The organism is Streptomyces cathayae, assembly GCF_029760955.1.
Lineage (GTDB): Bacteria > Actinomycetota > Actinomycetes > Streptomycetales > Streptomycetaceae > Streptomyces > Streptomyces cathayae.
Genome location: NZ_CP121682.1, coordinates 5,720,964 through 5,743,797, shown reverse-complemented (window position 1 = coordinate 5,743,797; position 22,834 = coordinate 5,720,964). Strand labels below are relative to the sequence as shown.

Below are 22,834 nucleotides of genomic sequence, written 5' to 3'. Positions count from 1 at the left end.
GCCCTACGCGCCCAGGGCCTCCCCCGGGCCCGTCCCCACGAGCCCCTCGCGCAGGGCGACTGCGGCGGCCTGGGTGCGGTTGGGGCAGTCGAGCTTGGCCAGCACGAGCGCGACGGTGCGCTTGGCGACATGCTCGGACACCTCGAGGGCCTGCCCGATCTGCCGGTTGCTGAGCCCCTCGACCAGCAGTTCCAGCACCCGGCTCTCCCGCTCGGTGAGCTGCCGCCGCGGAAACCGGTTCCGCGGCCCGGCGGCACCCCGGGCGGGCGGGACGGGCCGGGAGGGCCGGGGGGCCGCCACCGTCCGCCCGGCCGGCACCGCCGGCCGGATCCCCTCGGCCGCCTTCCGCAGGGCCTCGTCGAGCCCCTCGCCGGTCAGGGCGTCCTGGTCGAGGATCCCGTCACAGGGCACGACCGCGCCGGACGCGGCGCGCCGCACCTCGGCACCGGGCAGCACCAGCAGGACCCGGACCCCGTTGCGGCGGACGACCTCCGCCAGTCCGGCGGCCCACGCGTCCTCGCCCTCCCCGGCGCCGTTCACACACCAGAGCACCAGCACGTCGCAGGAGAGGATGAGCAGTTGGACGGCGTCCTCGGGCGAGGCCGTCGTGAACTCCTCGGGGCGGAAGACGGTGGTCTGCTTCACGTGGGCCGCTTCCTCCAGCACGGCTGCGAGCCCACTGCGCGCGACGGCACCCCGCGCCACGACCGCGACCCTGACCGATCCCTGGTTCATCCAGCGCCCCTGTCCCTCCGTCGACCGGCTCCCCCACCGAGCCTCCGTCGCACAATCCCAGCGATTATGTCCCGGCGGGGTGCGGTTTTGCGCCACCGCGAGGGTTGCAGTAGTCAGACGATCCAGTCACCACTCCGCGACATACGGTCATTCCGCCCCCTTCCCCGCACCCCACCCACAAGATCTCGGCCATACGCGCCCCTGCTCGCCCACCACGCCCCGGGAACACACCCGAGCCGAAAAGCCGAAGATCACCGGTAACCCGCTTTACGGGCAGAAGAAGCCGGATCGACTGATCCGGACCAGCATCGCGAGCATGACCACCGGACGGGGCCCGTTGACAGAACACGGGCAAGATCACACAATCGTCACCATGACCACGTACTGGTTCGTCAGGATGTCGGTGGCGCTGCGCGTCCCGGACCGAACCGGCTGCGAGCGCTCCGGCCGATAGCCGACCGCACCCTCTGACTTCAGGCCCGGCCCCTCACCGCCCGGGCCGCTCCCCGTCTTCCCGGCCGACGGCCCCGCACCACCCCTTTCCCGGGTCACCCCGGCAATCCATCCCGCACACCCGCGCACGGCGGGTGTGCCCCTCGGCGTACGCGACGCCGGGACGGCCCGTGCTCCGCGCCCCGACACGGCCGACCCGTCCCCTCCCCACGACCCGACATGACCCGACCCGTTCAAACCCCGTACCCCGTACCCCGTGTACAGAGGAAGGACATCCCATGACCGTCACGAACACCGCACCGCCCGCCACCCTCCGTGAGGCACGCATCCCCGGAGACGGCCTCTACGAGGGCCAGCGCGTCCTGCGCCGGGTGCCCGAGGGGTGGGAGGAGCGGCCCTACGAACTGTTCGAACTCGAGCCCCAGGCGCGCACGATCGGCGCCGAGATCAGAGGGGTCGACCTGTCCCGCCCGCTCGGCCCCGAGCTGCGCGCCGAACTCCACCGGGCCCTGCTGGAGTGGAAGGTGCTGTTCTTCCGCGGCCAGCACCTCGCCTCCGACCGGCAGCGTGCCTTCGCACGCCACTGGGGCGAGCTGGAGACCAACCCGCTGCTCGCCGCCGGTTCCAGCGAGGACGTCGTCCGCTTCGACAAGGGCAGCGGCTCCACTCCGACGTTCGAGAACGTCTGGCACGCCGACGTCACCTTCCGCGAGCGGCCGGCGCTCGGTGCCGTCCTCCAGTTGCGCGAGGTGCCGCCGGCCGGCGGCGACACCCTGTGGGCCGACATGGCCGCCGCCTACGACAACCTCCCGCAGGACGTGAAGGACCGCATCGACGGCGCCCGCGCCGTGCACGACTTCATCCCCGGTTTCGCCCGGTTCTACGGTCCCGAACGGCTCGCGCCCCACCAGGAGCACTTCCCGCCCGTGGAGCACCCCGTCGTGCGCACCCACCCCGACACCGGGCGGCGCATGCTCTTCGTGAACGTCTCCTTCACCACCCGGATCACCGGCATGCCCCAGGAGGAGAGCGACCGCCTGCTGCGCTACCTCTTCCAGCAGGCGCACATCCCCGAGTACCAGGTCCGTTTCCGCTGGCAGCCCGGCGACGTGGCGTTCTGGGACAACCGGGCCACCCAGCACTACGCGGTCAACGACTACGGCACCCACCGCCGGGTCGCCGAACGCGTCGCCATCGCAGGTGACCGCCCCTTCTGACACCCCGGCACACGGCCGTGCAGGGACCTGACCCCGCACGGCCGACGGGGGGCCGGGCAGCCGTCACCGCGAGGGCGTGGAACAGGTCGGCGGTCCCAGTGAGTTCATCACCAAAACCGATCTCGCCCTGCGGACGTGGCTCAAGCCGCCGAGCCGCGTCCATCCGCCGACGCTTCCTCCGGCTGATGACCTCCGTGCGGGGTGAAGGTGAAAGCCGACGTGTCACGATCCAGGCCGATGGTCAGTGCCGCGTCCAGAGCCTTGGCCAGACGGGTGAGCAGCGGCAGAGTCGGTACGGAGTCTCCGCCCTCGATGTCGGAGATCTGCGGCTGAGTCATCTCCGCCCGCCGCGCCGGCTCGGCCTGCGACAGGACGAGCGCGGTACGCCGGTCATCAACAGCCTGGCCGAGGGCGAAGGCACACCCGGCTTCGACGTAGGCGGCGGATTCCTCGACCGTCTCCCCCAGAAGCTTCCTGGTCCGGCGGGTCTTCCACTCGGAGTGGTTCATGGCTTCTCTTCCTCCGTCCGGCTTGGCGCAAGCCTCGATTTCTTCGGTCTCAAGATCTACGGCCACGGCAAGTGGCGAGATGAGCTCTCCAGAACGCTTGCTCGGCTCCCAGGAGTAGGCAGATGGACAGCGCGCCCCTGGTCCGCCATGCTGCCCGGGCGATGATGCGCCAGTGCCGGCTGCATCGGGTGAGGGGTGGGAACTGATGGAGCAATCGCAGGCCGGGGCTGTACCGCCCGAGCGCATCCGCTACCGGTTGACGCGCCTCCAACGTGTGCTGCCTGCGCTGCCCGGCATCGTCAGCCCCATGGTCCTCCAGGTCCTGTTCTGGTTGGACGGGGACCCGTTTGATCCTGTACTGGTCTCAGTACTCACCCTGCCGCTCGGGATGCTGATCATCTTGCGGCCCTTCGGGGTCACTCTCACTCAGTCGGCGGCCATCGTGCACAACCTCCGCCACCGGACCATCCCGTGGTCGAACGTCCAAGCCATCCGGATGGAGTCATTCTTCGGAACCCGGACCGTCGTGATCTACGAAGCGGGCGGCCGCCGTACCCGGCTGCGGGCGCCGAACACCGGGTTCCTCAGCTGGGATCGCAGGTTCGAGGAGAAGTTCCACACCATCGGTAGATGGTGGATGCACCACCGCGGCCCGTACTGGGCTCCTGTTCCGCCGCCAGGGGCACAGTGGGGTGGCCCACCGGCGTCCGACAGGAACCCTTACGCACCTCCCGCGTAGTCGGCAGCCGATCCCCGCACCCTCCGGGTGGCGGACAATGACTGGGTCGAGCCGCGGGGCGCCGCCCATGGGTTGGAACAGCGCCTGTGCCGGACACAGAGACAGGATGCAACTGCTGGCTGAACGCCGACGCCGGTCGCGTCCCTTACGGCACTTCGCTGCTGCACAACGCTCGTGCTGCCGACGGCACCTTGAGCCGAATCGGACGACGGAGAGAAGGGAGCACACGTGCAGCAAGACTCAGTGCTGGCCATCGGGGGTGCCTGGTTTCTCCTCGGTGGCCTGATATTCACCTTCAACCCCCTGAGTTTGGCGGAGAAGTACATCAAGTTCACAAAACCCCTGAGTGGTCCACGTATCACAAAACGCCTGGGTGGCCCACGTGTCACGGTCAGTGACCTTTACATCGCCCGCAGGGTGGGAACGGTGCTTCTCCCTGTCGGCTGCGGGATGCTCGTTGTGTGGGTGTTGCCGACACTAGGGGTGGACAGGAGCGCGCTCGCACCCCTGATTCCCCTGGCGGGCCTGGGCCTCTTCGTCCTCGTCGGCTCCACCCTCTACCTGATTTACCGGGCTTCGTCACGTGGTGATGAGCAGCGCCCAGGGCCCCGACCGTAGAAAGCGGCCAGGACGCTTCGCAGCATCGAGCGCCGCAGGAGTCCGATCCGTCTTCCCCTGAGGAAGGGTCAGCCGCTGATGTCAGGCGTCAGGGCCCCTCTGGACGACGAGCCGGTCGGCTAGTCACCCACCCGTCGCTCACGCTTGCGTGCCTCCCGGCGTTCCCGGGCCTGTCTGTTGTCTTCCTTGATGGCCTGGATCTCTTGCCGGACACGGAGAGCGAAGTAGCGAGTGAGTATTGCGACCAGTATGGCGAGGCACACGCCGCCGATCACCAACGAAGATACCGATGTCGTGTCGCGAAGGCCCACCCACGCCGTGACGCCCAGATAGCCGATACCGACCTTGGTGAGCTCGCGCTTCACGTCTCCTCCGGGGGCGGTCCGTCTCTTGCCGGAGACCGGAGCCTAACGTTCGCGTTCGTACCCCCGCGCGAAACCTTCGGAATCTCCCCACCCGCCTCCGCCCACCACTCACCCCGGCTCCCATCCCGCGCACGCCGCTACGAGCCCGCACTCGGCGACGGCGCCCCCTCCCATCCCGGTGCCGGCCGATCCTCCGCCGGAGGCATCGTCTTTGACCGCGGGTCGCTCTCTGCGGTGCTCGCCTCATGGCCTCCGGCCTTGTCCACAGGGGGGGCGCGCGTCGGCGCAGCGCAGACGGCCCGCTCGTGACCGAGCGGCTGCTGTTCACCCGTCTCGATGGAGCGGGTGCGGTTCGGCGCACCGACTTCAACGACCGCACGGGGAAGCCCGCTCTCGTCACGGCTGGGGTGATCCCCGCGCCGCAGTCGGGTGAGAGCCCGTCACCGGGCCGCCCGCGAACACGGCATGCACGCCCTCAGGCACTTCTACGCCTCGGTCCTGCCGGACGTCGGCGAGAACGTCAAAGCACTGAGTCACTGTCTCGGACACAACGATCCGGGGTTCACGCTCCGGGTCTGCCCGCACCTCATGCCGAGTAGCGACGCTCGGGCCGGAAGGCCGTGGACGGCCTCTACGAGGGCGCCGCTCCTGCGCTGGACGGCCCAGAGGCGGCCCTGGGCCAGTGAGACGCGATGGGGCCGACGGTCCGCGACCGTCGGCCCCATCCGCCGAATCAGCGGGAAGACCGCTCTGAACTGCGCTTACAACACCGGCAGGTTCTTGCGCAGTTCGAACGCGGTGACCTCGGAGCGGTACTCCTCCCACTCCTGCTTCTTGTTGCGCAGGAAGAAATCGAAGACGTGTTCGCCGAGGGTCTCGGCGACCAGGTCGCTGCGTTCCATCAGGGTGAGGGACTCGCCGAGGTTCTGCGGGAGGGGTTCGATGCCGAGGGCGCGGCGTTCGGCGTCGGAGAGGGCCCAGACGTCGTCCTCGGCGCCGGGCGGGAGTTCGTAGCTCTCCTCCACGCCCTTCAGGCCGGCGGCCAGGAGGAGCGCGTAGGTCAGGTACGGGTTGGCGCCGGAGTCGATCGAGCGGACCTCGACGCGGGCCGAGCCGGTCTTGCCCGGCTTGTACATGGGAACGCGCACCAGGGCCGAGCGGTTGTTGTGGCCCCAGCAGATGTACGAGGGGGCCTCGCCGCCGGCGCCGGCGGTGCGCTCGGAGCCGCCCCAGATGCGCTTGTAGGAGTTGACCCACTGGTTGGTGACCGCGGAGACCTCCGCCGCGTGCTTCAGCAGGCCCGCGATGAAGGAGCGGCCGATCTTGGAGAGCTGGTACTCCGCGCCCGACTCGTAGAAGGCGTTGCGGTCGCCCTCGAAGAGGGAGAGGTGGGTGTGCATGCCGCTGCCCGGGTGCTCCGAGAACGGCTTCGGCATGAACGTGGCCTGCACGCCCTGTTCCAGCGCCACCTGCTTCATGACCAGGCGGAACGTCATGATGTTGTCGGCCGTGGAGAGCGCGTCCGCGTAGCGCAGGTCGATCTCCTGCTGGCCGGGGGCGCCCTCGTGGTGGGAGAACTCCACCGAGATGCCCATCGACTCCAGCATCGTGATGGCCTGGCGGCGGAAGTCCTGGCCGACGTTCTGCGGCGTGTGGTCGAAGTAGCCGGAGTTGTCGGCGGGGGTCGGGCGGCTGCCGTCGAGGGGCTTGTCCTTCAGCAGGAAGAACTCGATCTCGGGGTGGGTGTAGAAGGTGAAGCCCATGTCGGAGGTGCGGGCCAGGGCGCGCTTGAGGACGTAGCGCGGGTCGGCGAAGGACGGGGAGCCGTCCGGCATGAGGATGTCGCAGAACATGCGGGCCGTGCCGGGGGCCTCGGCACGCCAGGGCAGGATCTGGAACGTCGACGGGTCCGGCTTGGCGATCATGTCGGACTCGTACACCCGGGCGAAGCCCTCGATCGCCGAGCCGTCGAAGCCGATGCCCTCGTCGAAGGCCTGCTCCAGTTCGGCCGGGGCCACGGCCACGGACTTCAGGAAGCCCAGCACGTCCGTGAACCACAGCCGTACGAACCGGATGTCGCGCTCCTCCAACGTCCGGAGCACGAACTCCTGCTGCTTGTCCATCTTCCGCTTCCCCATCATCGCCGGTCGGACCGCCTTTTCTGTGCCTCGACGGATGGCCTCCTCGGGCTGCGGTCGGGCAGTCGGGCCATCCCACCACATCCGGGTTTCACGCATGTTGCCGACCATGATCGCCCGACGGCTCCGCGGTTCCTCGCGCCCGTGGTTTCTCGCGCCCGTTGTCCATCTTGCCCGTTCGGGCCGGTGCGCGTAACGGCGGGCGCCGCCCCAGTACCCGGCGACGCGTCACGGTCGGCGCGTCGCCTTTTAGCAGGGTCCCCACGGACGGCTCAACCCCACCCCCCTTAATTGGTATTTCAGATGCAAGTTTTAATGGGTGGCGCAGGCAGTCGAGAACGAGGAGACCTGATGCTGTCCGAGCAGTCCGCCGTCACCGTCCGTGCCACGCTTCCCGCCGTCGGAGGGGCCCTCAGCGAGATAACCGAGCGCTTCTACGCCGGGATGTTCGCCGCCCGCCCCGAACTGCTGCGCGACCTGTTCAACCGCGGCAACCAGGCCGCGGGCACCCAGCGCGAGGCCCTCGCCGGTTCCATCGCGGCCTTCGCCACGCATCTGCTGGACCACCCCGACGACCGGCCCGACGCCATGCTGCAGCGCATCGCGCACAAGCACGCCTCCCTCGGCATCACCCCGGACCAGTACGCCATCGTCCACGAGCACCTGTTCGCCGCCATCGTGGAGGTCCTGGGCGAGGCCGTCACCCCCGAGGTCGCGGCCGCCTGGGAGGAGGTCTACTGGCTGATGGCGAACGCCCTCGTCGCCGTCGAGAAGCGGCTCTACGAGGAGCAGGGCGGCCCGAGCTGGCGCGCCTGGGAGGTCGTCGAGCGGGTCACCGAGACCGCCGACGTCGCCTCCTTCCGGCTGCGTCCGGTCGACGGGGGCCCGGTGCGGGACTTCCGCCCGGGCCAGTACGTCTCCGTCCGCGTCGCCCTCGAGGACGGCGCCCGGCAGATCCGCCAGTACAGCCTGTCGGGGGCGCCCGGTCCGGACGAGCGGCAGTTCAGCGTCAAGCGCGTGCACGACGAGGACGGTACGCCCGAGGGTGAGGTCTCCGGCCACCTCCACGCGCGGGTGCGGGTCGGTGACGTCCTGGAGCTGTCCGAGGCGCACGGCGACCTAGTCCTCGACGCCGAGCCCGGCACCCCCCTCCTGCTGGCCTCGGCGGGGATCGGGGTCACCCCGATGACCGCGATGCTGGCGCACCTCGCCGACGGCGGGCACCAGGCTCCGGTCACCGTCGTGCACGGCGACCGCTCCCCCGCCGACCACGCCCTGCGCGCCGACCACGAGGGGTACGCGGCCAAGCTGGCGGACTCCACCGTGCGCTTCTGGTACGAGCAGGACGCCCCGGCCGGCGCCGCCACCGGCTACGTCGACCTCACGGACGTACCGGTGGCACCGGGCACGCGCGCGTACCTGTGCGGTCCGCTGCCCTTCATGCGGACGGTGCGGGAGCAGCTGATCGGCAAGGGCGTCGCCCCGGCCGACATCCACTACGAGGTGTTCGGCCCGGACCTGTGGCTGGCCAAGCAGGGCTGAGCATGTCCGAGGGAAGCTGACGGGCGTCCACCGGGCAGGCAGGCCTAAAGCGCCCGGGAGATCTGCAGCAGGAGCGGGCCCGTCGGGCCCGTGGCGAGGTCCGCCACCGTGAGCGGGTCCAGTGAGGCGAAGAACGCCTCCTGGGCCCGCCGCAGCGCGCCCCGCAGGCGGCAGTCGGAACGGAGCGGGCAGGCCGCGAGGGCCGAGGTGCCCTCGCAGTCGACGACGTCGTCCTCCCCCTCGAAGGCGCGGACCACGGCGCCCACCGAGGCGGTGCGGCCCCGCTCCGTGAGGGCGAGGCCGCCGCCCCGGCCGCGCCGGGCCGTGAGCAGTCCCATGTGCTGGAGCTCGGCGACGACCTTGGCGGCGTGGGTGTAGGGCACGTCGACGGCCGCCGCGACATCGCGCGTCGTCGGGTTGGAGTCGCCTGCCACCACGAGGCGCATCAGGACCCGCAGGGCGAGGTCGGTGGAGCGCAGCAGCCTCATACCGGGCAGGGTAGGTAATGCACATTCGGCATTCAAATTATCCGACGGGATTTCTTGTGGAGTTTTCGGGCGGGGTCCGTGGCCGCCCCGGCGTGACCTCCCACCCCATCGCGTCGGTTTGACGATTACACTGGGCCGCGTGCCTCAACTACGTCTCGCCCTGAATCAGATCGACTCGCGCGTCGGCGACCTCACCGGCAACGCCGAGGCGATCGTCCGCTGGACCCGGCACTCCGCCGAACAGGGAGCCCACCTCGTGGCGTTCCCGGAGATGGCGCTGACCGGGTATCCCGTCGAGGACCTCGCCCTGAGGTCGTCCTTCGTGGCGGCTTCCCGCGCGGCCCTGCGCTCCCTGGCCGCGCGGCTCGCCGACGAGGGGTTCGGGGAACTGCCCGTCCTCGTCGGCTACCTCGACCGCAGCGACACCGACCGGCCGAAGTACGGCCGGCCCGCCGGTGCGCCGCGCAACGCGGCGGCCGTGCTGTACGGCGGTGACGTGGTGCTGGGCTTCGCCAAGCACCACCTGCCCAACTACGGCGTCTTCGACGAGTTCCGGTACTTCGTGCCCGGCGAGACCCTGCCCGTGCTGCGGCTGCACGGCGTGGACGTCGCCTTCGCCATCTGTGAGGACCTGTGGCAGGACGGCGGGCGGGTGCCGGCCGCCCGGTCGGCGCGGGCCGGGCTGCTCCTGTCGGTCAACGCCTCGCCGTACGAGCGGAACAAGGACGACACCCGGCTCGAGCTCGTGCGCAAGCGGGCCCAGGAGGCGGGGTGCACGACGGCCTACCTCGCGATGACCGGCGGGCAGGACGACCTCGTCTTCGACGGGGACTCGATCGTCGTCGACCAGGGCGGTGAGGTCGTGGCGCGCGCACCGCAGTTCGCCGAGGAGTGCGTGGTGCTGGACCTCGACCTGCCGGCGGCCGCCGCCGACGCGCCCGCGTCCGGCGAGGTCGTCGACGACGGGCTGCGGATCGACCGCGTCGTCCTGTCCGAGGCGCCGCTGCCCGCCTACCCGGCGGAGCGGAAGGGGACGCGGGCCGAGCCGCTCGACGACGACGAGGAGGTGTACTCCGCGCTGGTCACGGGTCTTCGCGCGTACGTCGGGAAGAACGGGTTCGAGTCCGTGCTGATCGGGCTGTCCGGGGGCATCGACTCGGCGCTCGTCGCCGCGATCGCCTGCGACGCGGTGGGCGCGGAGCACGTGTACGGCGTCTCGATGCCGTCCAGGTACTCCTCGGACCACTCCAGGGACGACGCGGCGGAGCTGGCGCGGCGGACCGGGCTGCACTACCGGACGGTCGCCATCGAGCCGATGTTCGACGCGTACATGGGGGCGCTGGGGCTGTCCGGGCTGGCGGAGGAGAACCTGCAGTCCAGGCTGCGCGGGACGACGCTCATGGCGATCTCCAACCAGGAGGGCCAGATCGTGCTGGCGCCGGGCAACAAGTCGGAGCTGGCCGTCGGTTACTCGACGCTGTACGGGGACTCGGTGGGGGCGTACGGGCCCATCAAGGACGTGTACAAGACGTCGGTGTTCCGGCTCGCCGAGTGGCGGAACCGGGCGGCGCGGGAGCGGGGGCAGACGCCTCCGATCCCGGAGAACTCGATCACGAAGCCGCCCAGTGCCGAGCTGCGGCCGGACCAGGTCGACACGGACTCGCTGCCGGACTACCCGGTGCTCGACGCGATCCTCGAGCTGTACGTCGACCGGGACCGCGGGGCGGACGAGATCGTCGCGGGCGGGTTCGACGCGGAGCTGGTGCACAAGACGCTGCGGATGGTCGACCGGGCCGAGTACAAGCGGCGGCAGTACCCGCCGGGGACGAAGATCTCCCCGAAGGGCTTCGGCAAGGACCGCCGGCTGCCGATCACGAGCGGCTGGCGGGAGTAGCAGCCGGGGACTGCGCCTGCCGGGGCACGTGGCCGGTGACGACGCGGTCCCGGTTCGGGGACGGGGCCGCGGTGGGCGGCGTCCTGCGGTCCACCGTGTGGGCCACCGCGGCCACGCCGATGCCGAGGGCGGCCAGCAGGGCGCCCGCGAGGGCCGGGGACGTGGTCCCGAAGCCGGCCGCGAGCGTCAGGCCGCCCACCCAGGCGCCTCCGGCGTTGCCCAGGTTGAAGGCCGCCTGGTTGGCGGACGAGGCCAGGGAGGGGGCCGCCGCCGCCTTCTCCATGACCATCAGCTGGAGCGGGGAGCCGGTGGCGAAGGCGGCCGTGCCGAGGAGGGTCACGGCCACGGCCGCGCCGGCCTCGGTGCGCATCAGGAGGGGGAAGAGCGCCAGGACCGCCGTCAGTGCGGCCAGGCCGCCGAAGAGGGTGGCGCGCAGGGAGTGGTCGGCCAGCCGGCCGCCCAGCAGGTTGCCGGCCGTGGCTCCGACGCCGAACAGGGCGAGCAGCAGCGTCACGCTCGTTTCGGCGTAGCCGGCGGAGTCCGTCAGCATCGGCGTGATGTAGCTGTACGCCGCGAAGAGCCCGCCGAAGCCCGCCACCGTGGTGCCGAGGGCCAGCCAGACGGGCAGGGAGCGCAGGGTGGCCAGTTCGCCGCGGAGCCCGGCCGTGGGGGCGGCCGGGGTGTGGTCCGCCGGGATCAGCAGGGCCAGGGCGGCTATGGCGGCCAGGCCGATCGCGCTGACGCCGAGGAAGGTCACCCGCCAGCCGAGGTGCTGGCCCATGAAGGTGGCCGCGGGGACACCGACCACGTTGGCCGTCGTCAGGCCCAGGAACATCAGGGAGACCGAGCGGGCCTTGCGGTCGGGGGTCACCAGGTCGGCGGCGACCACCGCCCCCACGCCGAAGAAGGCTCCGTGCGGGAGACCGCTGAGGAAACGCGCGGCCAGCAGCCAGGTGTGGTCGGGGGCGAACGCCGAGAGCGCGTTGCCCACGACGAAGAGGACCATCAGGGCGATCAGCACCGTGCGCCGGGAGATCCTCGCCGTCGCGGCGGCGAGCAGCGGGGCGCCGACGACCACACCGAGGGCATAGGCGGAGACCAGGTGGCCGGCGCTCGGGATGGAGATGCCCAGGTCGTCCGCGACGTCCGGGAGCAACCCCATGATCACGAACTCGGTGGTACCGATGCCGAAGGCGCCCACGGCGAGGGCGAGCAGGGCCAGGGGCATGAGGGGGACCTTTCGAGGCTGGGGTTCCGCGCTGTTCCGCGCTGTTTCGCGCCGTTCCGCACGTCCATATGTTCAAGTGCGGAACAAAGCCTCTCAGGTCCGGTGTTCCGGTGATCGACGCACAGGTTGCCGACGATCGTACAGACGGGGTTGACCTGGGGTTTCAGTCGCCCGGTGTGGCGAGCTTCACGCGGGCCGCGATCGGCAGGTGGTCGCTCGCCGTCCTCGGGAGCGACCACGAGCTCTCCGGCTCCGCGCCCTTGACCATGATCTGGTCGATCCGCGCCATCGGGAACGCCGCCGGCCAGCTGAAGCCGAACCCGCTGCCCGCGGCCCCCTGGGTGGAACGCATCTGGGAGGTGACGGCGTTCAGGGCCCGGTCGTTCATCGTGCCGTTCAGGTCGCCGAGCAGGACGACGTTCTCCAGCGGCTCCCGGGCGATGGCGGAACCCAGGGCGTCGGCGCTCCTGTCACGCTGACGTGCGGTGAAGCCGGCCTCCAGCTTCACGCGCACCGAGGGGAGATGGGCGACGTACACCGCGACCTGCGCCCCGGGCGCCGTCACCGTGGCCCGCATCGCGCGCTCCCAGCCCAGGCGGATGTCGACGGCCGCCACGTCGCTCAGCGGGTACTTGCTCCACAGCCCGACCGTGCCGACCACCGCGTGGTACTTGTACGTCGGCGCCAGCGCCCTCTCGTACGTCGGGACCGCGGACGCCTTCAGCTCCTCCAGGGCCAGCACGTCCGCCCCCGAGGCCGCGACGTCGCGGGCGGTGCCGGACGGGTCCGGGTTCCCGGCGTTGACGTTGTGCGTGGCCACCGTGAGATCGCCGCCGGGGCCGGTCCGGTCGAAGAGCAGACCGCCGAAGAGGTTCAGCCAGACGACCGCGGGCAGCAGCACCGCGACCAGGGCGGTGGCGGACCTGCGGACCAGGGCCAGCAGCAGCAGGACCGGGACGGCCAGCCCCAGCCAGGGCAGGAACGTCTCGATCAGACTGCCCAGGTTGCCGACCACGTTGGGGATGTGGGAGCGGGCCATCATGACCAGCGCGAGCAGGAGCGCGAACACGGCCAGCACCACGCCCCGGCGCCAGATGCGGCGGTCCCCGCGCCAGCCCCGGGTCAGACGGTCCCACAGGCGCCGGAGCCCGGGGGTCCGACGCTCGGGCCCCGAGCCGCCGTTGTCCGTCTCCGTCGCGTACGCCTGCTGCGCCATACCGTCGCCTCACACCTTGCCGTGCACACCGTCGCCCCCCGCGTGCAAGACCCTAGGGGATGTTCGGCGCCTTTCCCGCCGTCCGCCGACGGCCGTACAGAGGCGAGGACGAGCGGGACCGCTCCGGGAGTTCCGGGCGGGATCACGGAAAGCGCCTTCTTTGAACCCTCCCCCATCTGAAGCAGGGGATTCCTGGCTCAGGACGCCCCACAGGTCAACGACCGGAGAGGTCCTACTCCCTCAGCACCAGCCGGGACGGAACCTGCCCGGTTTGTCAAGCAAAGCCCTGACGTGCCGTCTTGGCTCTCGATCGGCACGGTGTGCGCGCTTGGTTCTCGCAACGCACGGCAGGCACTTTACCCGATCACGTACCCCCCGCCTCGGCCTGAAGGCCGGGACATCCTCGAAGGAGATCAGGTGACGGAACGCGCACATCGAAACGGTCGTGGCAGGGCGTGGCGACCGTGCCAGGCCGGGAGCGGGTCGGGCGGGCGGTCAGGCCGTGCCGACGGGGCGCAGGCCCTGGAGCAGGGTGTCGACGACCTGTTCGGCGAGGCCGTCCGGCAGTCCGGCGTCGGGGCGCAGGAGGGTGCGGACCAGCAGGGGGCCGACGACGATGTCGTTCAGCAGTTCGAGGTCGACGTCGGCGCGGAGTTCGCCGTTCTCCCGGCCGCGGCGCAGCACCTCCAGGCCGAGCCGGCGGCGCGGCAGGATGACGGTGTTGTGGTAGGCGGCCCAGATCTTCGGGCTGCTCTTCATCTGGGTGTGCACGTTGTGCAGGATCACCGAGGCCCTGCTGGCGAGGCCGCGCCGGCGCAGGGACTCCAGCAGGACGACGAGGTCGTCGCGCATGGAGGTGCCGGGGAGTTCGGGGTCGACCGGTTCGGCGGCCCGCAGGACGTCGACGAAGAGTTCCTCCTTGCCGCTCCAGCGGCGGTAGATGGTGGCCTTGCCGACGCCGGCGGTGCGGGCGATCCGCTCGATGGACAGCTCCGCCAGGGGCACCCCGTCCTCCAGGAGCTTCATCGCGCCCTCGATGATGGCGCGTTCCACCGCCTCACTGCGGGGGCGGCCCCGTGCGGGCCCGCACGGCCGGGGATCGGCGTCTGCACCGGTACCGGTGTCGGTGTCGGCGAGGCTCACGTCGCTGCGTCCTTTCCGTGGGCCGGGGACGATCGGCCGGAACGACCGGCCGGGACGATTCTCCCCGGTGTCCGGCGGCCGGCCCACCACCCCTTCGGCCGTCACTCCCGCGTCGACACCAACTCCTCCTTCTTCTCGTCCCCTTCGGGCACCGGTGTCCGGCCCGGCAGGAACAGCCCGACGACGATCGCGCCGATCAGCGCGACGCCCGCTCCCCCCAGTGCCGTGACGTGCATGGCGTGCAGGAACGCGTCGTTCGCCGGTCCGACCAGGGCGTCACCGCGCGGGCCGAGCCGGGCGGCGACGCCCAGGGTGGCCTCGATGGACTCACCGGCGGACTCGCGCAGGCCCGGCGGCAGCAGGACCAGTTTGTCCTCGATGTGCGAGCGGTACGCGGTGGACAGCACCGAACCGAGGACGGCGATGCCCAGGGCGCCGCCGAGCTGGCGGAAGGTGTTGCTGAGCGCGGAGGCCGAACCCGCCTTCTCCCGCGGCAGTGTCTGCATGATCACGACGCTGACCGGCGTCATGATGTTCGCCATGGCGGCACCCATCAGGAAGAAGATCACCTCGAGGATCCAGATCGGCGTGTCCCCGTCCAACAGGCCGAACCCGGCGAGCATCGCCGCGAGGAGCAGCATGCCGCCGGTGGTGGTCGCCCGGTTGCCGAAGCGGTCCACCAGCAGCCGGGCCCGCGGCGCGAAGATCATCTGCGCGGCGGCCAGCGGCAGCATCAGCAGACCGGTCTCCAGCGGCGTGTACCCGCGCACGCTCTGCGTGTAGAACACCGCGAAGAACATCACGCCCAGCAGCGCGAAGAAGACCAGCGCGATCGCGACGATCGAGGCCGAGAAGACCTTGTTCCTGAAGTACGCCATGTCGATGGACGGGTGCGTGCTGCGCTTCTCGAACACCACGAACGCGGTGAGCACGGCGAAGCCGGCGCCGATGGTCGCCAGCACGGTGGCGTCGGTGAAGTCGGCGAGCTGGCCGCCCTTGATGATGCCGTAGACCAGCAGGACCAGACCGACCACGGACAGGGAGACGCCGACGGGGTCGATCCGGCCGGGGTCCGGGTCGCGGGAGTCCGGCACCAGCCACAGCATCAGGGCGAGGGCGGTCAGCACGATCGGCACGTTGACGAGGAAGACCGAGCCCCACCAGAAGTGCTCCAGGAGCAGTCCGCCGGTGACCGGGCCGATCGCGATGGCGAGGCCCACCCCGCCCGCCCAGATGCCGATGGCCTTCGGCTGTTCCTCGCGTTCGAAGACGTTCATCAGCACGGCCAGTGTCGCCGGCATCACGAACGCGGCGCCCAGTCCCATCACCGCGCGGAAGCCGATCAGCTCCGCCGGGGTGCCGGAGAACGCGGCGAGCGCCGAGCCGAGGCCGAACACCGCGAGGCCCCCGAGCAGCACTTTCTTGCGGCCGATCCGGTCGCCGAGCAGGCCCGCCGTGAACAGCAGGCCCGCGAAGACGAGCGTGTAGGCGTTGATCGCCCACTCCAGCTCGCTCTGCGTGGCGCCCAGGCCGGTGGGAGCGGGCGTGGAGATCGTCTTGATGGCGACGTTCAGGATCGAGTTGTCCAGGACGACGATCAGCAGGCTCAGGATGAGCACGCCGAGGATCACCCAGCGGCGCCGGTGCACGTGTTCCGGTATCCGGCGGGCCGGGGCGGCGGGAGAAGTCATACGGCCACCGTAGGACCGTTCCGATACGAGACCGTCTCGTATCGAAACCCTTTTGCCGAGACCTTGCCGGGGCATTGCGCCGCCTTTCGCGGGGCTTTGCCCACCCCGCCGGTCACGCGGAACCGACGGCGCCCGTCCCGGGCCCCGACCCTGCTCTAGGCACCGGCCCGCTCGGAATGCCACCATGGAGGGGATCCGGGGACGCCGTCAGGGCGCCTCGAGATGACGTGTTAGGAGCCGTTGCAATGACGCAGCTTTCGGCTGCCCAGACTGGCAAGGCAGTCCCCTCCGACGGCAGCAAGGCGCTGTACGGAGGCAAGGGCACCCGCCGTATCACCGTCCGCGACATCGCCCTCGCCAAGGAACGCGGCGAGAAGTGGCCCATGCTCACCGCCTACGACGCGGCGACCGCGTCCGTCTTCGACGAGGCCGGCATCCCGGTCATGCTCGTCGGCGACTCCGCGGGAAACTGCCACCTCGGGTACGAGACCACCGTGCCCGTCACCCTCGACGAGATGACCATGCTGTCCGCCGCCGTGGTCCGCGGCACCCAGCGCGCCCTGATCGTCGCCGACCTGCCCTTCGGCTCGTACCAGGAGGGGCCGGTGCAGGCACTGCGCTCGGCGACCCGGCTGGTGAAGGAGGCCGGTGTCGGCGCCGTCAAGCTGGAGGGCGGTGAGCGCTCGCACCGGCAGATCGAGCTGCTGGTCGAGTCCGGCATCCCGGTGATGGCGCACATCGGCCTGACCCCGCAGTCCGTGAACGCCATGGGCTACCGCGTCCAGGGGCGTGGCGAGGAGGCCGCGCAGCAGCTGCTGCGGGACGCCAAGTCCGTGCAGGACGCGGGCGCCTTCGCCGTCGTACTGGAACTGGTGCCGGCCGAGCTGGCCGCCGAGGTGACCCGGACCCTGCACATCCCCACCGTCGGGATCGGCGCGGGGGCCGGGACCGACGCGCAGGTACTGGTGTGGACCGACATGCTCGGGCTGACCGGCGGCCGGGTGCCGAAGTTCGTCAAGCAGTACGCGAACCTGCGGGAGGTCATGGGCGGCGCGGCGAAGGCCTTCGCCGAGGACGTCGTCGGCGGAACGTTCCCGCAGGAGGAGCACTCCGTCCACTGAGTGCTGCCGCTGAGCCAACGCCGCACCACGACGGCCCGCCGGTCTTCCCCCAATCGGCGGGCCGTCGCCCCCCCCTTCTGGGGGCTGCGCCCCCAGACCCCCTTCGGCCTGGACGGCCTCGTCCTCAAACGCCGGACGGGCTGAAAGCCGGCCCCTCGCCGACAAGGTTTTCCGTTCCTGTCGGAGGTCTGTCGGGGGTTTGTCAGTGGGGGGTGACAGTCTCGGGGGCATGACGCGAAACGACAACGACTCCGGGGGCGCGGGCAGTGCCGTCAGCGTGCGGGGGCTGGTCAAGCACTACGGCGAGACCAAGGCGCTGGACGGTGTCGACCTGGAGGTCCGCGAGGGCACCGTGATGGGGGTGCTCGGACCGAACGGGGCCGGCAAGACGACCCTCGTACGGATCCTGTCCACCCTGCTCGCCCCGACCGCCGGCCGGGCCACCGTCGCCGGTTACGACGTGCTCCGCCAGCCCCGGCAGCTGCGCCGGGTGATCGGGCTGACCGGGCAGTACGCCTCCGTGGACGAGAAGCTCTCCGGCTGGGAGAACCTCTACATGATCGGCCGGCTGCTCGACCTGCCCCGCAAGGAGGCCCGCACCCGCGCCGACGGGATGCTGGAGCGGTTCTCGCTCACCGAGGCGGCCCGGCGCCCGGCGGCCACCTACTCCGGCGGTATGCGGCGCCGGCTGGACCTGGCCGCCTCGATGATCGGCCGGCCGACCGTGCTGTTCCTGGACGAGCCGACCACCGGACTGGACCCGCGCACCCGCAACGAGGTGTGGGTCGAGGTCAGGCGGCTGGTCGGGGACGGGGTGACGGTGCTGCTGACCACCCAGTACATGGAGGAGGCCGAGCAGCTCGCCTCCGAGCTGACCGTCGTGGACCGCGGCAAGGTCATCGCGAGCGGCGGCATCGAGGAGCTGAAGGCCAGGGTCGGCGGCCGTACCCTGCGTGTCCGTCCGGCCGATCCGCTCCAGTTGCGCCCGCTCGCCGACGCTCTCGACGGCCTGGGCATCACCGGGCTCGCAAGCGCGGCCGTGGACACCGAGCGGGGTGCCGTGCTGGTCCCGATCCTCAGTGACGAGCAGCTGACCGCGGTGGTCGGAGCCGTCACCGCGCGCGGTCTCACCCTCGCCTCCATCACCACCGAACTGCCCAGCCTGGACGAAGTGTTCCTGTCCCTCACCGGCCACCGTGCCGGTGCCCCGCAGGACGCCCTGTCCGCCGAGACCCACGAGGAGGCCGCCGCATGAGTTCCGCGACGACCGTGACCCCTTCCGGCGACGCGCCCGCCGCGCCCGGATCGGCCGATGTGGCCGGCCCGGCCCCCGTGACCGGCGCGGACGGCCGTATCCCGCTCCGTTCCCATCTGCGCCACACCGGCGCGCTGGTCCGCCGCAACCTGCTGTGGATCCGGCAGGACCCGGAGTCCATGTTCGACGCCGTGCTGTTCCCGATCGTCTTCACGCTGCTGTTCGTGTACGTCTTCGGCGGCTCGATCGGGCAGGCGCTGGGCGGTGGGCAGGAGGCGTACGTCCAGTACATCGTGCCCGGCCTGATGGCCATGATGGGCATGAACATGGCCATGGGGGTGGGTACCGGCTTCAACCAGGACTTCAACACGGGGGTCATGGACCGTTTCCGGTCGCTGCCCATCGGCCGCGGCTCGGTGCTCTTCGCCAAGATCGCGGTCGAGATCCTGCGGATGCTGATCGCCACCACGATCCTCCTGGTCGTCGGTGTCCTGGTCGGCTTCGACATCACCGACTGGCCGGGGCTGTTCGCCGCCGTGGGGCTGTCCGTGGTGTTCGGCTCCGCCCTCATGTGGATCTTCATCACGCTGGGCGTGGCGATGAAGAACGCGCAGTCGGTGCAGGCGATGGGCTTCCTGGTGCTGATGCCGCTGCAGTTCGGTTCGTCGATCTTCGCGCCGACCCAGTCGATGCCGGGCTGGCTGCAGAGCTTCACCGAGTACAACCCGCTGTCCTCGCTGGCGGACGCCGCCCGCGGGCTGATGGTGGGCGGCCCGGTCGCGCACGACCTGTGGATGACGCTGGCCTGGTCGGTGGGGATCACCGCGGTGATGGCACCCATCGCGATCCACAAGTTCCGCACCAAGAGCTGACAAGAGCTGACCGCCCGGGCCCGCACCGTCCGGCCGTCCGGCCCTGCGGGCGCTCCACCGGGCCGGACCGCTCACCATGCCGAGCGGCCCACCGGGTCGGGTGATGTGCCGTGCCGGGAAACGCACCGGTCCGCCGGGCGACCCGGCGGACCGGGTGCCGTACCCGCCCGGGACCGCGCGACCCGCCGTACCGGGCCGTGCACCCCGCCGTACCGGGAACCTCACCGGCTCAGACCAGGGTGGCGGCCTTCTCCGGGGAGAGGGCGGTGCCCTCGGCGTACGCGGCCTCGTAGGCCGGGTCGCCGAGGGCGGCCCGGGTCCGCCGTTCGGCCAGGGCGCGCACCTCGCGCTCCATGCGGGCGGTGACATGGCCGGGCGGCAGCAGGGCGTCGGCGGCGCCGAGGCAGCGGGCCGCGTCCCGGGCGCGCCGTCCGCCGTCCACCACGGCCAGTGCCGTGGCGCCCATGGTCAGATACGCCGCGCGCATGTGGGAGGCGATGGCCACGGTCAGCGGATCGCCGGAACGCGCGAGCGCCGCGCGGATGGTGACCAGCGCCTGTTCGTCGTGCCCCTCCACGATGTCCAGCCAGCCCTCCGCCCCGAGGATGAACGCGTCGAAGACGACGTAGTGCGCGAGACGGAACTCCTCGCGCAGCGCCCGCAGCTGGACCCGCGCCTCGGCGGTCCGGCCGGTCATGCCGAGCCAGCCGGTCAGGAAGAGCCGGGCGGCGGGCAGCGCCTCGTTGTGCCCGTCGCCCGGCAGGTCGATGACCTCGCGCAACAGCCGCTCGCCGCGCTCCACCTCCTCTTCGTCACCTGCCTCCAGCAGCGCGCTGCCCAGCCGGGCGGTGAGCACCGCCACCTGGGTGCGGGCCCCGAGGTGTTCGGCGTACTCGATCGCCGCCTCGTAGTCCGCGGCGGCGAGCCGGTACTCGCCGCCGCGTTCGCGTGCCTCTCCGCGCGCGGAGAGCGCCTCGGCGGTGCCCCAGGCGTCCCCGAGGCGCCGGTAGATCTCCAGGGCCTCGTCGGCGTCGCGCCGCGCGTCACCCGCCCAGTCGCTGCGGTTGGCGAGGAGGTTGGCCCGCATCTGCAGGGTGGAGGCCAGCTCCCACTCGAAGCCGGGCGTCCGCCGGCAGGTGCGGACGTTGTCGTCGAGGACGGTGCGCAGTGTGCTCATGTTGCCGGTCAGCATCAGGGAGAACGCCCAGAACGTGCCGGGCGGACGGCAGGTCTGCGGCAGGCCGGGCTCGTAGGCCGCGGCGATCAGGCGCAGTCTGTGCTGTGACCGCGGGGTCTGCCAGTCGTCCAGCTCCGTGTCCATGCACGCCATGTGGGCCAGGTGCACGCCACGCCGGGCCTCGGCGAGCACCTCGTCGGCCAGCGGCGGCGGGGTGTCGGTGCAGCGCTGCCACAACGCGGCGGCGGGGCGCACCGGTTCGGTGAACGGGTCCGGTCCGAGCGTCATGACCTCACGGCACCAGTTGCGGGCCTCGATCCGCTGGTCGCGCATCTGCCAGTACCAGACCAGCGACAGCGTCAGGCACAGCGCCTCGTGCTCGTCGCGCGCGGCGACGGCGTGCCGCAGCGCGGTGCGCAGGTTCTCGTACTCGCGCTCCAGCCGCTGAATGGCCCCGAGTTGCTCCGGTCCGCGCAGCAACGGGTCGGTGGTCCGGGCGAGTTCGCGGTAGTACGTCAGATGTGCGCGTTCGGCGTCGGTCCGCCGTCCGGACTCGTCGAGACGTTCGGCCGCGTACTCGGCGACCGTCTCCAGCAGCCGGTAGCGCATCCCGGCGTCCCCCGAAGGGGCCGCCACCACCAGGGACTTGTCCACGAGCGAACCGAGCGCGTCCAGCGCCACCGGTCCGCAGACGGCCTCGGCGGCGGCGAGGTCGCAGCCGCCGGCGAAGACCGACAGCCGCCGCAGCACGTCCCGTTCGTCCGCGTCGAGCAGGTCCCAGGACCAGTCGACGACGGCCCGCAGGGTCTGCTGGCGGTGCCGCGCGGTGCGGCTGCCGGAGGTGAGCAGCCGGAAGCGGTCGTCGAGGCGGTCGGCGATCTGGCGCGGGGTCAGCATCCGCAGCCGGGCGGCGGCGAGTTCGATGGCGAGGGGCAGCCCGTCGAGCCGGCGGCAGATCTCCGCGCAGGCTTCCGGATCGTCGTCGACGCGGAAGCCGGGGCGGGCGGCGGCCCCGCGGTCGGCGAGCAGCCGCAGCGCGACCGGTTCCGGCAGCGGCTCCACCGGGCGCAGCAACTCCCCCGGTATGCCCAGGGGTTCGCGGCTGGTGGCGAGCACGGTGAGGCCGGGGCAGCGCTCCAGCAAGGCCTGGGCCAGCCGGGCGGCGGCGTCCACGACGTGCTCGCAGTTGTCCAGGACGAGCAGCATGCGGCGCCTGCCGCAGTGTTCGGCAAGCCGGTCCAGGGGGTCGTCACCGCGGTCGGCCCCTGCCGCCCGCATGCTCTCGGCGCCGGCGCCGTACAGCACGGTCTCACGGGCGCCGACGGCGGTGACCACCGCCTCGGGGACGTCGGCGGGGTCGTCGACCGGGGCGAGTTCGGCCAGCCACACGCCGTCCGGGCTGTGCTGCCGGACGGCCTCGGCGGCCTCCTGCGACAGCCTGGTCTTGCCGGCCCCGCCCGGCCCGAGCAGGGTGACCAGCCGGGCGGCGGCGAGATCACGGCGGATCGCCTCGATGTCGGCCTCCCGGCCGACGAAGGAGGTCAGCCGGGCCCGCAGGTTGCCGGGCGGGCGGGGGGCCCTGGACGGCGGCTCCGGTGCGGGTGCGTCCGGTGCGGGTGCGCCCGGGCTCAGCAACTCGGTGTGCAGGGCGCGCAGTTCGCTGCCGGGGTCGGAGCCGAGGCGGTCCGCGAGCAGCCGTCGTACCTCCTCGTACGCGGCCAGCGCCTCCGCGCCGCGGCCCGCGTCGCGCAGGGCGCGCAGCCGCAGCGCCTGTAGGGGTTCGTCGAGCGGATGGCTGTCGCACAGGGCGGTCAGCTCGGGCAGCGCCTGCCCGGCCCGGCCGAGGGCGAGGGCCGCGCCGTGCCGGGCACGCAGGGCGTCCAGGCGCCGGGTGTCGAGCCGGGCCGCCTCCGCGGTGCGGTCGGGCAGGTCGGCGAGGGCGGGCCCGTGCCACAGGGCGAGGGCGTCGTCGAGCACGGCGCCCGCCTTGGCCGGGTCCCCGTCGGACAGCGCGCGCAGGCCATCTGTGGCCAGCCGCTCGAACCGGTGCAGGTCGATGTCGTCGGGCACGGCCGTGAGCCGGTAGCCGCCGTCCTCGGAGGCCACCGCGTCCGCGCCGAGCGCCCGGCGCAGCCGCCCCACCAGCGCCTGCAGCGCCCCCGTCGCGTCGGCCGGCGGATCGCCGTCCCACACCTCGTCGACGAGCAGCCGCACCGGCACCGTACGGCCGGCCCGCAGCGCGAGCACGGTCAGCAGCGCGCGCAGCCGCGCCCCGCCGACCGGGACGGCGGTGCCGTCGGGGCGGAGTGCCTGGGTGGTGCCGAGGATGCGATAGCGCACGGGGTCCATTGTCTCCGGTGGTGCGGGGGCGATCACAGGTCGGGCCCGGTGGCCCGATCGGGGCCGGGTGGTAGCGGGTCGGGCGGTGGCGGG

General features: G+C 71.6%; 17 protein-coding genes and 1 pseudogene. 8 read left to right on the top strand and 10 right to left on the bottom strand.

What is annotated here, in order from left to right:
* Window positions 1–3: 3 nt before the first annotated feature.
* Window positions 4–735: a helix-turn-helix transcriptional regulator gene (locus tag PYS65_RS26235; RefSeq protein WP_279336395.1), complete on the bottom strand. Its 732-nt coding sequence runs from the start codon at window positions 733–735 to the stop codon at window positions 4–6.
* Window positions 736–1,466: 731 nt separating this feature from the next.
* Here PYS65_RS26235 and PYS65_RS26230 point away from each other — a divergent pair.
* Window positions 1,467–2,405: a TauD/TfdA dioxygenase family protein gene (locus PYS65_RS26230; RefSeq protein WP_279336394.1), complete on the top strand. Its 939-nt coding sequence runs from the start codon at window positions 1,467–1,469 to the stop codon at window positions 2,403–2,405.
* A gap of 140 nt (window positions 2,406–2,545) precedes the next feature.
* Here PYS65_RS26230 and PYS65_RS26225 read toward each other — a convergent pair whose 3' ends face one another.
* The gene (locus PYS65_RS26225) at window positions 2,546–2,914 is read right to left on the bottom strand and encodes a helix-turn-helix domain-containing protein (protein ID WP_279336393.1); all 369 of its coding nucleotides are present in this window, start codon (window positions 2,912–2,914) and stop codon (window positions 2,546–2,548) included.
* Window positions 2,915–3,119: 205 nt separating this feature from the next.
* Between PYS65_RS26225 and PYS65_RS26220 the strand changes: the two genes are divergently transcribed.
* A complete protein-coding gene (locus PYS65_RS26220; protein WP_279336392.1) occupies window positions 3,120–3,653 on the top strand; it encodes a hypothetical protein in 534 nt (177 codons plus the stop codon).
* Between the two features lie 737 nt (window positions 3,654–4,390).
* Here the strand turns inward: PYS65_RS26220 and PYS65_RS26215 are convergent.
* Window positions 4,391–4,636 (bottom strand): hypothetical protein, encoded by a 246-nt coding sequence (locus PYS65_RS26215; RefSeq protein WP_279336391.1) that lies wholly within the window; start codon window positions 4,634–4,636, stop codon window positions 4,391–4,393.
* Window positions 4,637–4,929: 293 nt separating this feature from the next.
* Between PYS65_RS26215 and PYS65_RS26210 the strand changes: the two are divergent.
* A pseudogene (locus PYS65_RS26210) lies at window positions 4,930–5,322 on the top strand (site-specific integrase); the annotation flags it as partial.
* Window positions 5,323–5,397: 75 nt separating this feature from the next.
* Here PYS65_RS26210 and PYS65_RS26205 read toward each other — a convergent pair.
* Entirely contained in the window at window positions 5,398–6,759 is a 1,362-nt protein-coding gene (locus PYS65_RS26205) for a glutamine synthetase family protein (RefSeq protein ID WP_279336390.1), read from the bottom strand.
* A 366-nt stretch (window positions 6,760–7,125) separates the two neighbouring features.
* Here PYS65_RS26205 and PYS65_RS26200 point away from each other — a divergent pair, with 366 nt between their 5' ends.
* Window positions 7,126–8,316 carry a globin domain-containing protein gene (locus PYS65_RS26200; RefSeq protein ID WP_279336389.1) on the top strand — a complete coding sequence of 397 codons (1,191 nt, stop codon included), beginning with the start codon at window positions 7,126–7,128 and terminating at the stop codon, window positions 8,314–8,316.
* Window positions 8,317–8,360: 44 nt separating this feature from the next.
* Here the strand turns inward: PYS65_RS26200 and PYS65_RS26195 are convergent, their stop codons facing one another.
* Window positions 8,361–8,804 carry an RrF2 family transcriptional regulator gene (locus PYS65_RS26195; RefSeq protein WP_279336388.1) on the bottom strand — a complete coding sequence of 148 codons (444 nt, stop codon included), beginning with the start codon at window positions 8,802–8,804 and terminating at the stop codon, window positions 8,361–8,363.
* Window positions 8,805–8,943: 139 nt separating this feature from the next.
* Here PYS65_RS26195 and PYS65_RS26190 point away from each other — a divergent pair, with 139 nt between their 5' ends.
* Window positions 8,944–10,698 (top strand): NAD+ synthase, encoded by a 1,755-nt coding sequence (locus tag PYS65_RS26190; RefSeq protein ID WP_279336387.1) that lies wholly within the window; start codon window positions 8,944–8,946, stop codon window positions 10,696–10,698.
* Here the strand turns inward: PYS65_RS26190 and PYS65_RS26185 are convergent.
* The 4 genes from PYS65_RS26185 to PYS65_RS26170 form a co-directional block, all read right to left on the bottom strand.
* Window positions 10,676–11,926, bottom strand: a complete 1,251-nt coding sequence (locus PYS65_RS26185; protein WP_279336386.1) for an MFS transporter — start codon at window positions 11,924–11,926, stop codon at window positions 10,676–10,678. The two genes, PYS65_RS26190 and PYS65_RS26185, sit on opposite strands and share 23 nt — an antisense overlap.
* Before the next feature lie 163 nt (window positions 11,927–12,089).
* On the bottom strand, window positions 12,090–13,142 hold the full coding sequence (locus PYS65_RS26180; protein ID WP_279336385.1) for an endonuclease/exonuclease/phosphatase family protein: 1,053 nt from the start codon (window positions 13,140–13,142) through the stop codon (window positions 12,090–12,092).
* A 495-nt stretch (window positions 13,143–13,637) separates the two neighbouring features.
* On the bottom strand, window positions 13,638–14,285 hold the full coding sequence (locus PYS65_RS26175) for a TetR/AcrR family transcriptional regulator (protein ID WP_279336384.1): 648 nt from the start codon (window positions 14,283–14,285) through the stop codon (window positions 13,638–13,640).
* Window positions 14,286–14,386: 101 nt separating this feature from the next.
* On the bottom strand, window positions 14,387–15,976 hold the full coding sequence (locus tag PYS65_RS26170; protein ID WP_279336383.1) for an MFS transporter: 1,590 nt from the start codon (window positions 15,974–15,976) through the stop codon (window positions 14,387–14,389).
* 245 nt (window positions 15,977–16,221) lie between these two features.
* On the opposite strand from PYS65_RS26170, the gene panB reads away from it, so the two are divergent.
* From panB to PYS65_RS26155, 3 genes are all read left to right on the top strand, one after another.
* Window positions 16,222–17,097, top strand: a complete 876-nt coding sequence (panB, locus tag PYS65_RS26165; RefSeq protein WP_279336382.1) for a 3-methyl-2-oxobutanoate hydroxymethyltransferase — start codon at window positions 16,222–16,224, stop codon at window positions 17,095–17,097.
* A gap of 229 nt (window positions 17,098–17,326) precedes the next feature.
* On the top strand, window positions 17,327–18,352 hold the full coding sequence (locus PYS65_RS26160) for an ATP-binding cassette domain-containing protein (protein ID WP_279336381.1): 1,026 nt from the start codon (window positions 17,327–17,329) through the stop codon (window positions 18,350–18,352).
* Window positions 18,349–19,224, top strand: coding sequence for an ABC transporter permease (locus PYS65_RS26155; RefSeq protein WP_279336380.1), 876 nt, complete (start codon window positions 18,349–18,351; stop codon window positions 19,222–19,224). Before PYS65_RS26160 ends, PYS65_RS26155 begins: the two co-directional genes overlap by 4 nt.
* A 229-nt stretch (window positions 19,225–19,453) precedes the next feature.
* Here PYS65_RS26155 and PYS65_RS26150 read toward each other — a convergent pair whose 3' ends face one another.
* A complete protein-coding gene (locus PYS65_RS26150; RefSeq protein WP_279336379.1) occupies window positions 19,454–22,750 on the bottom strand; it encodes an AfsR/SARP family transcriptional regulator in 3,297 nt (1,098 codons plus the stop codon).
* Window positions 22,751–22,834 lie beyond the last annotated feature (84 nt).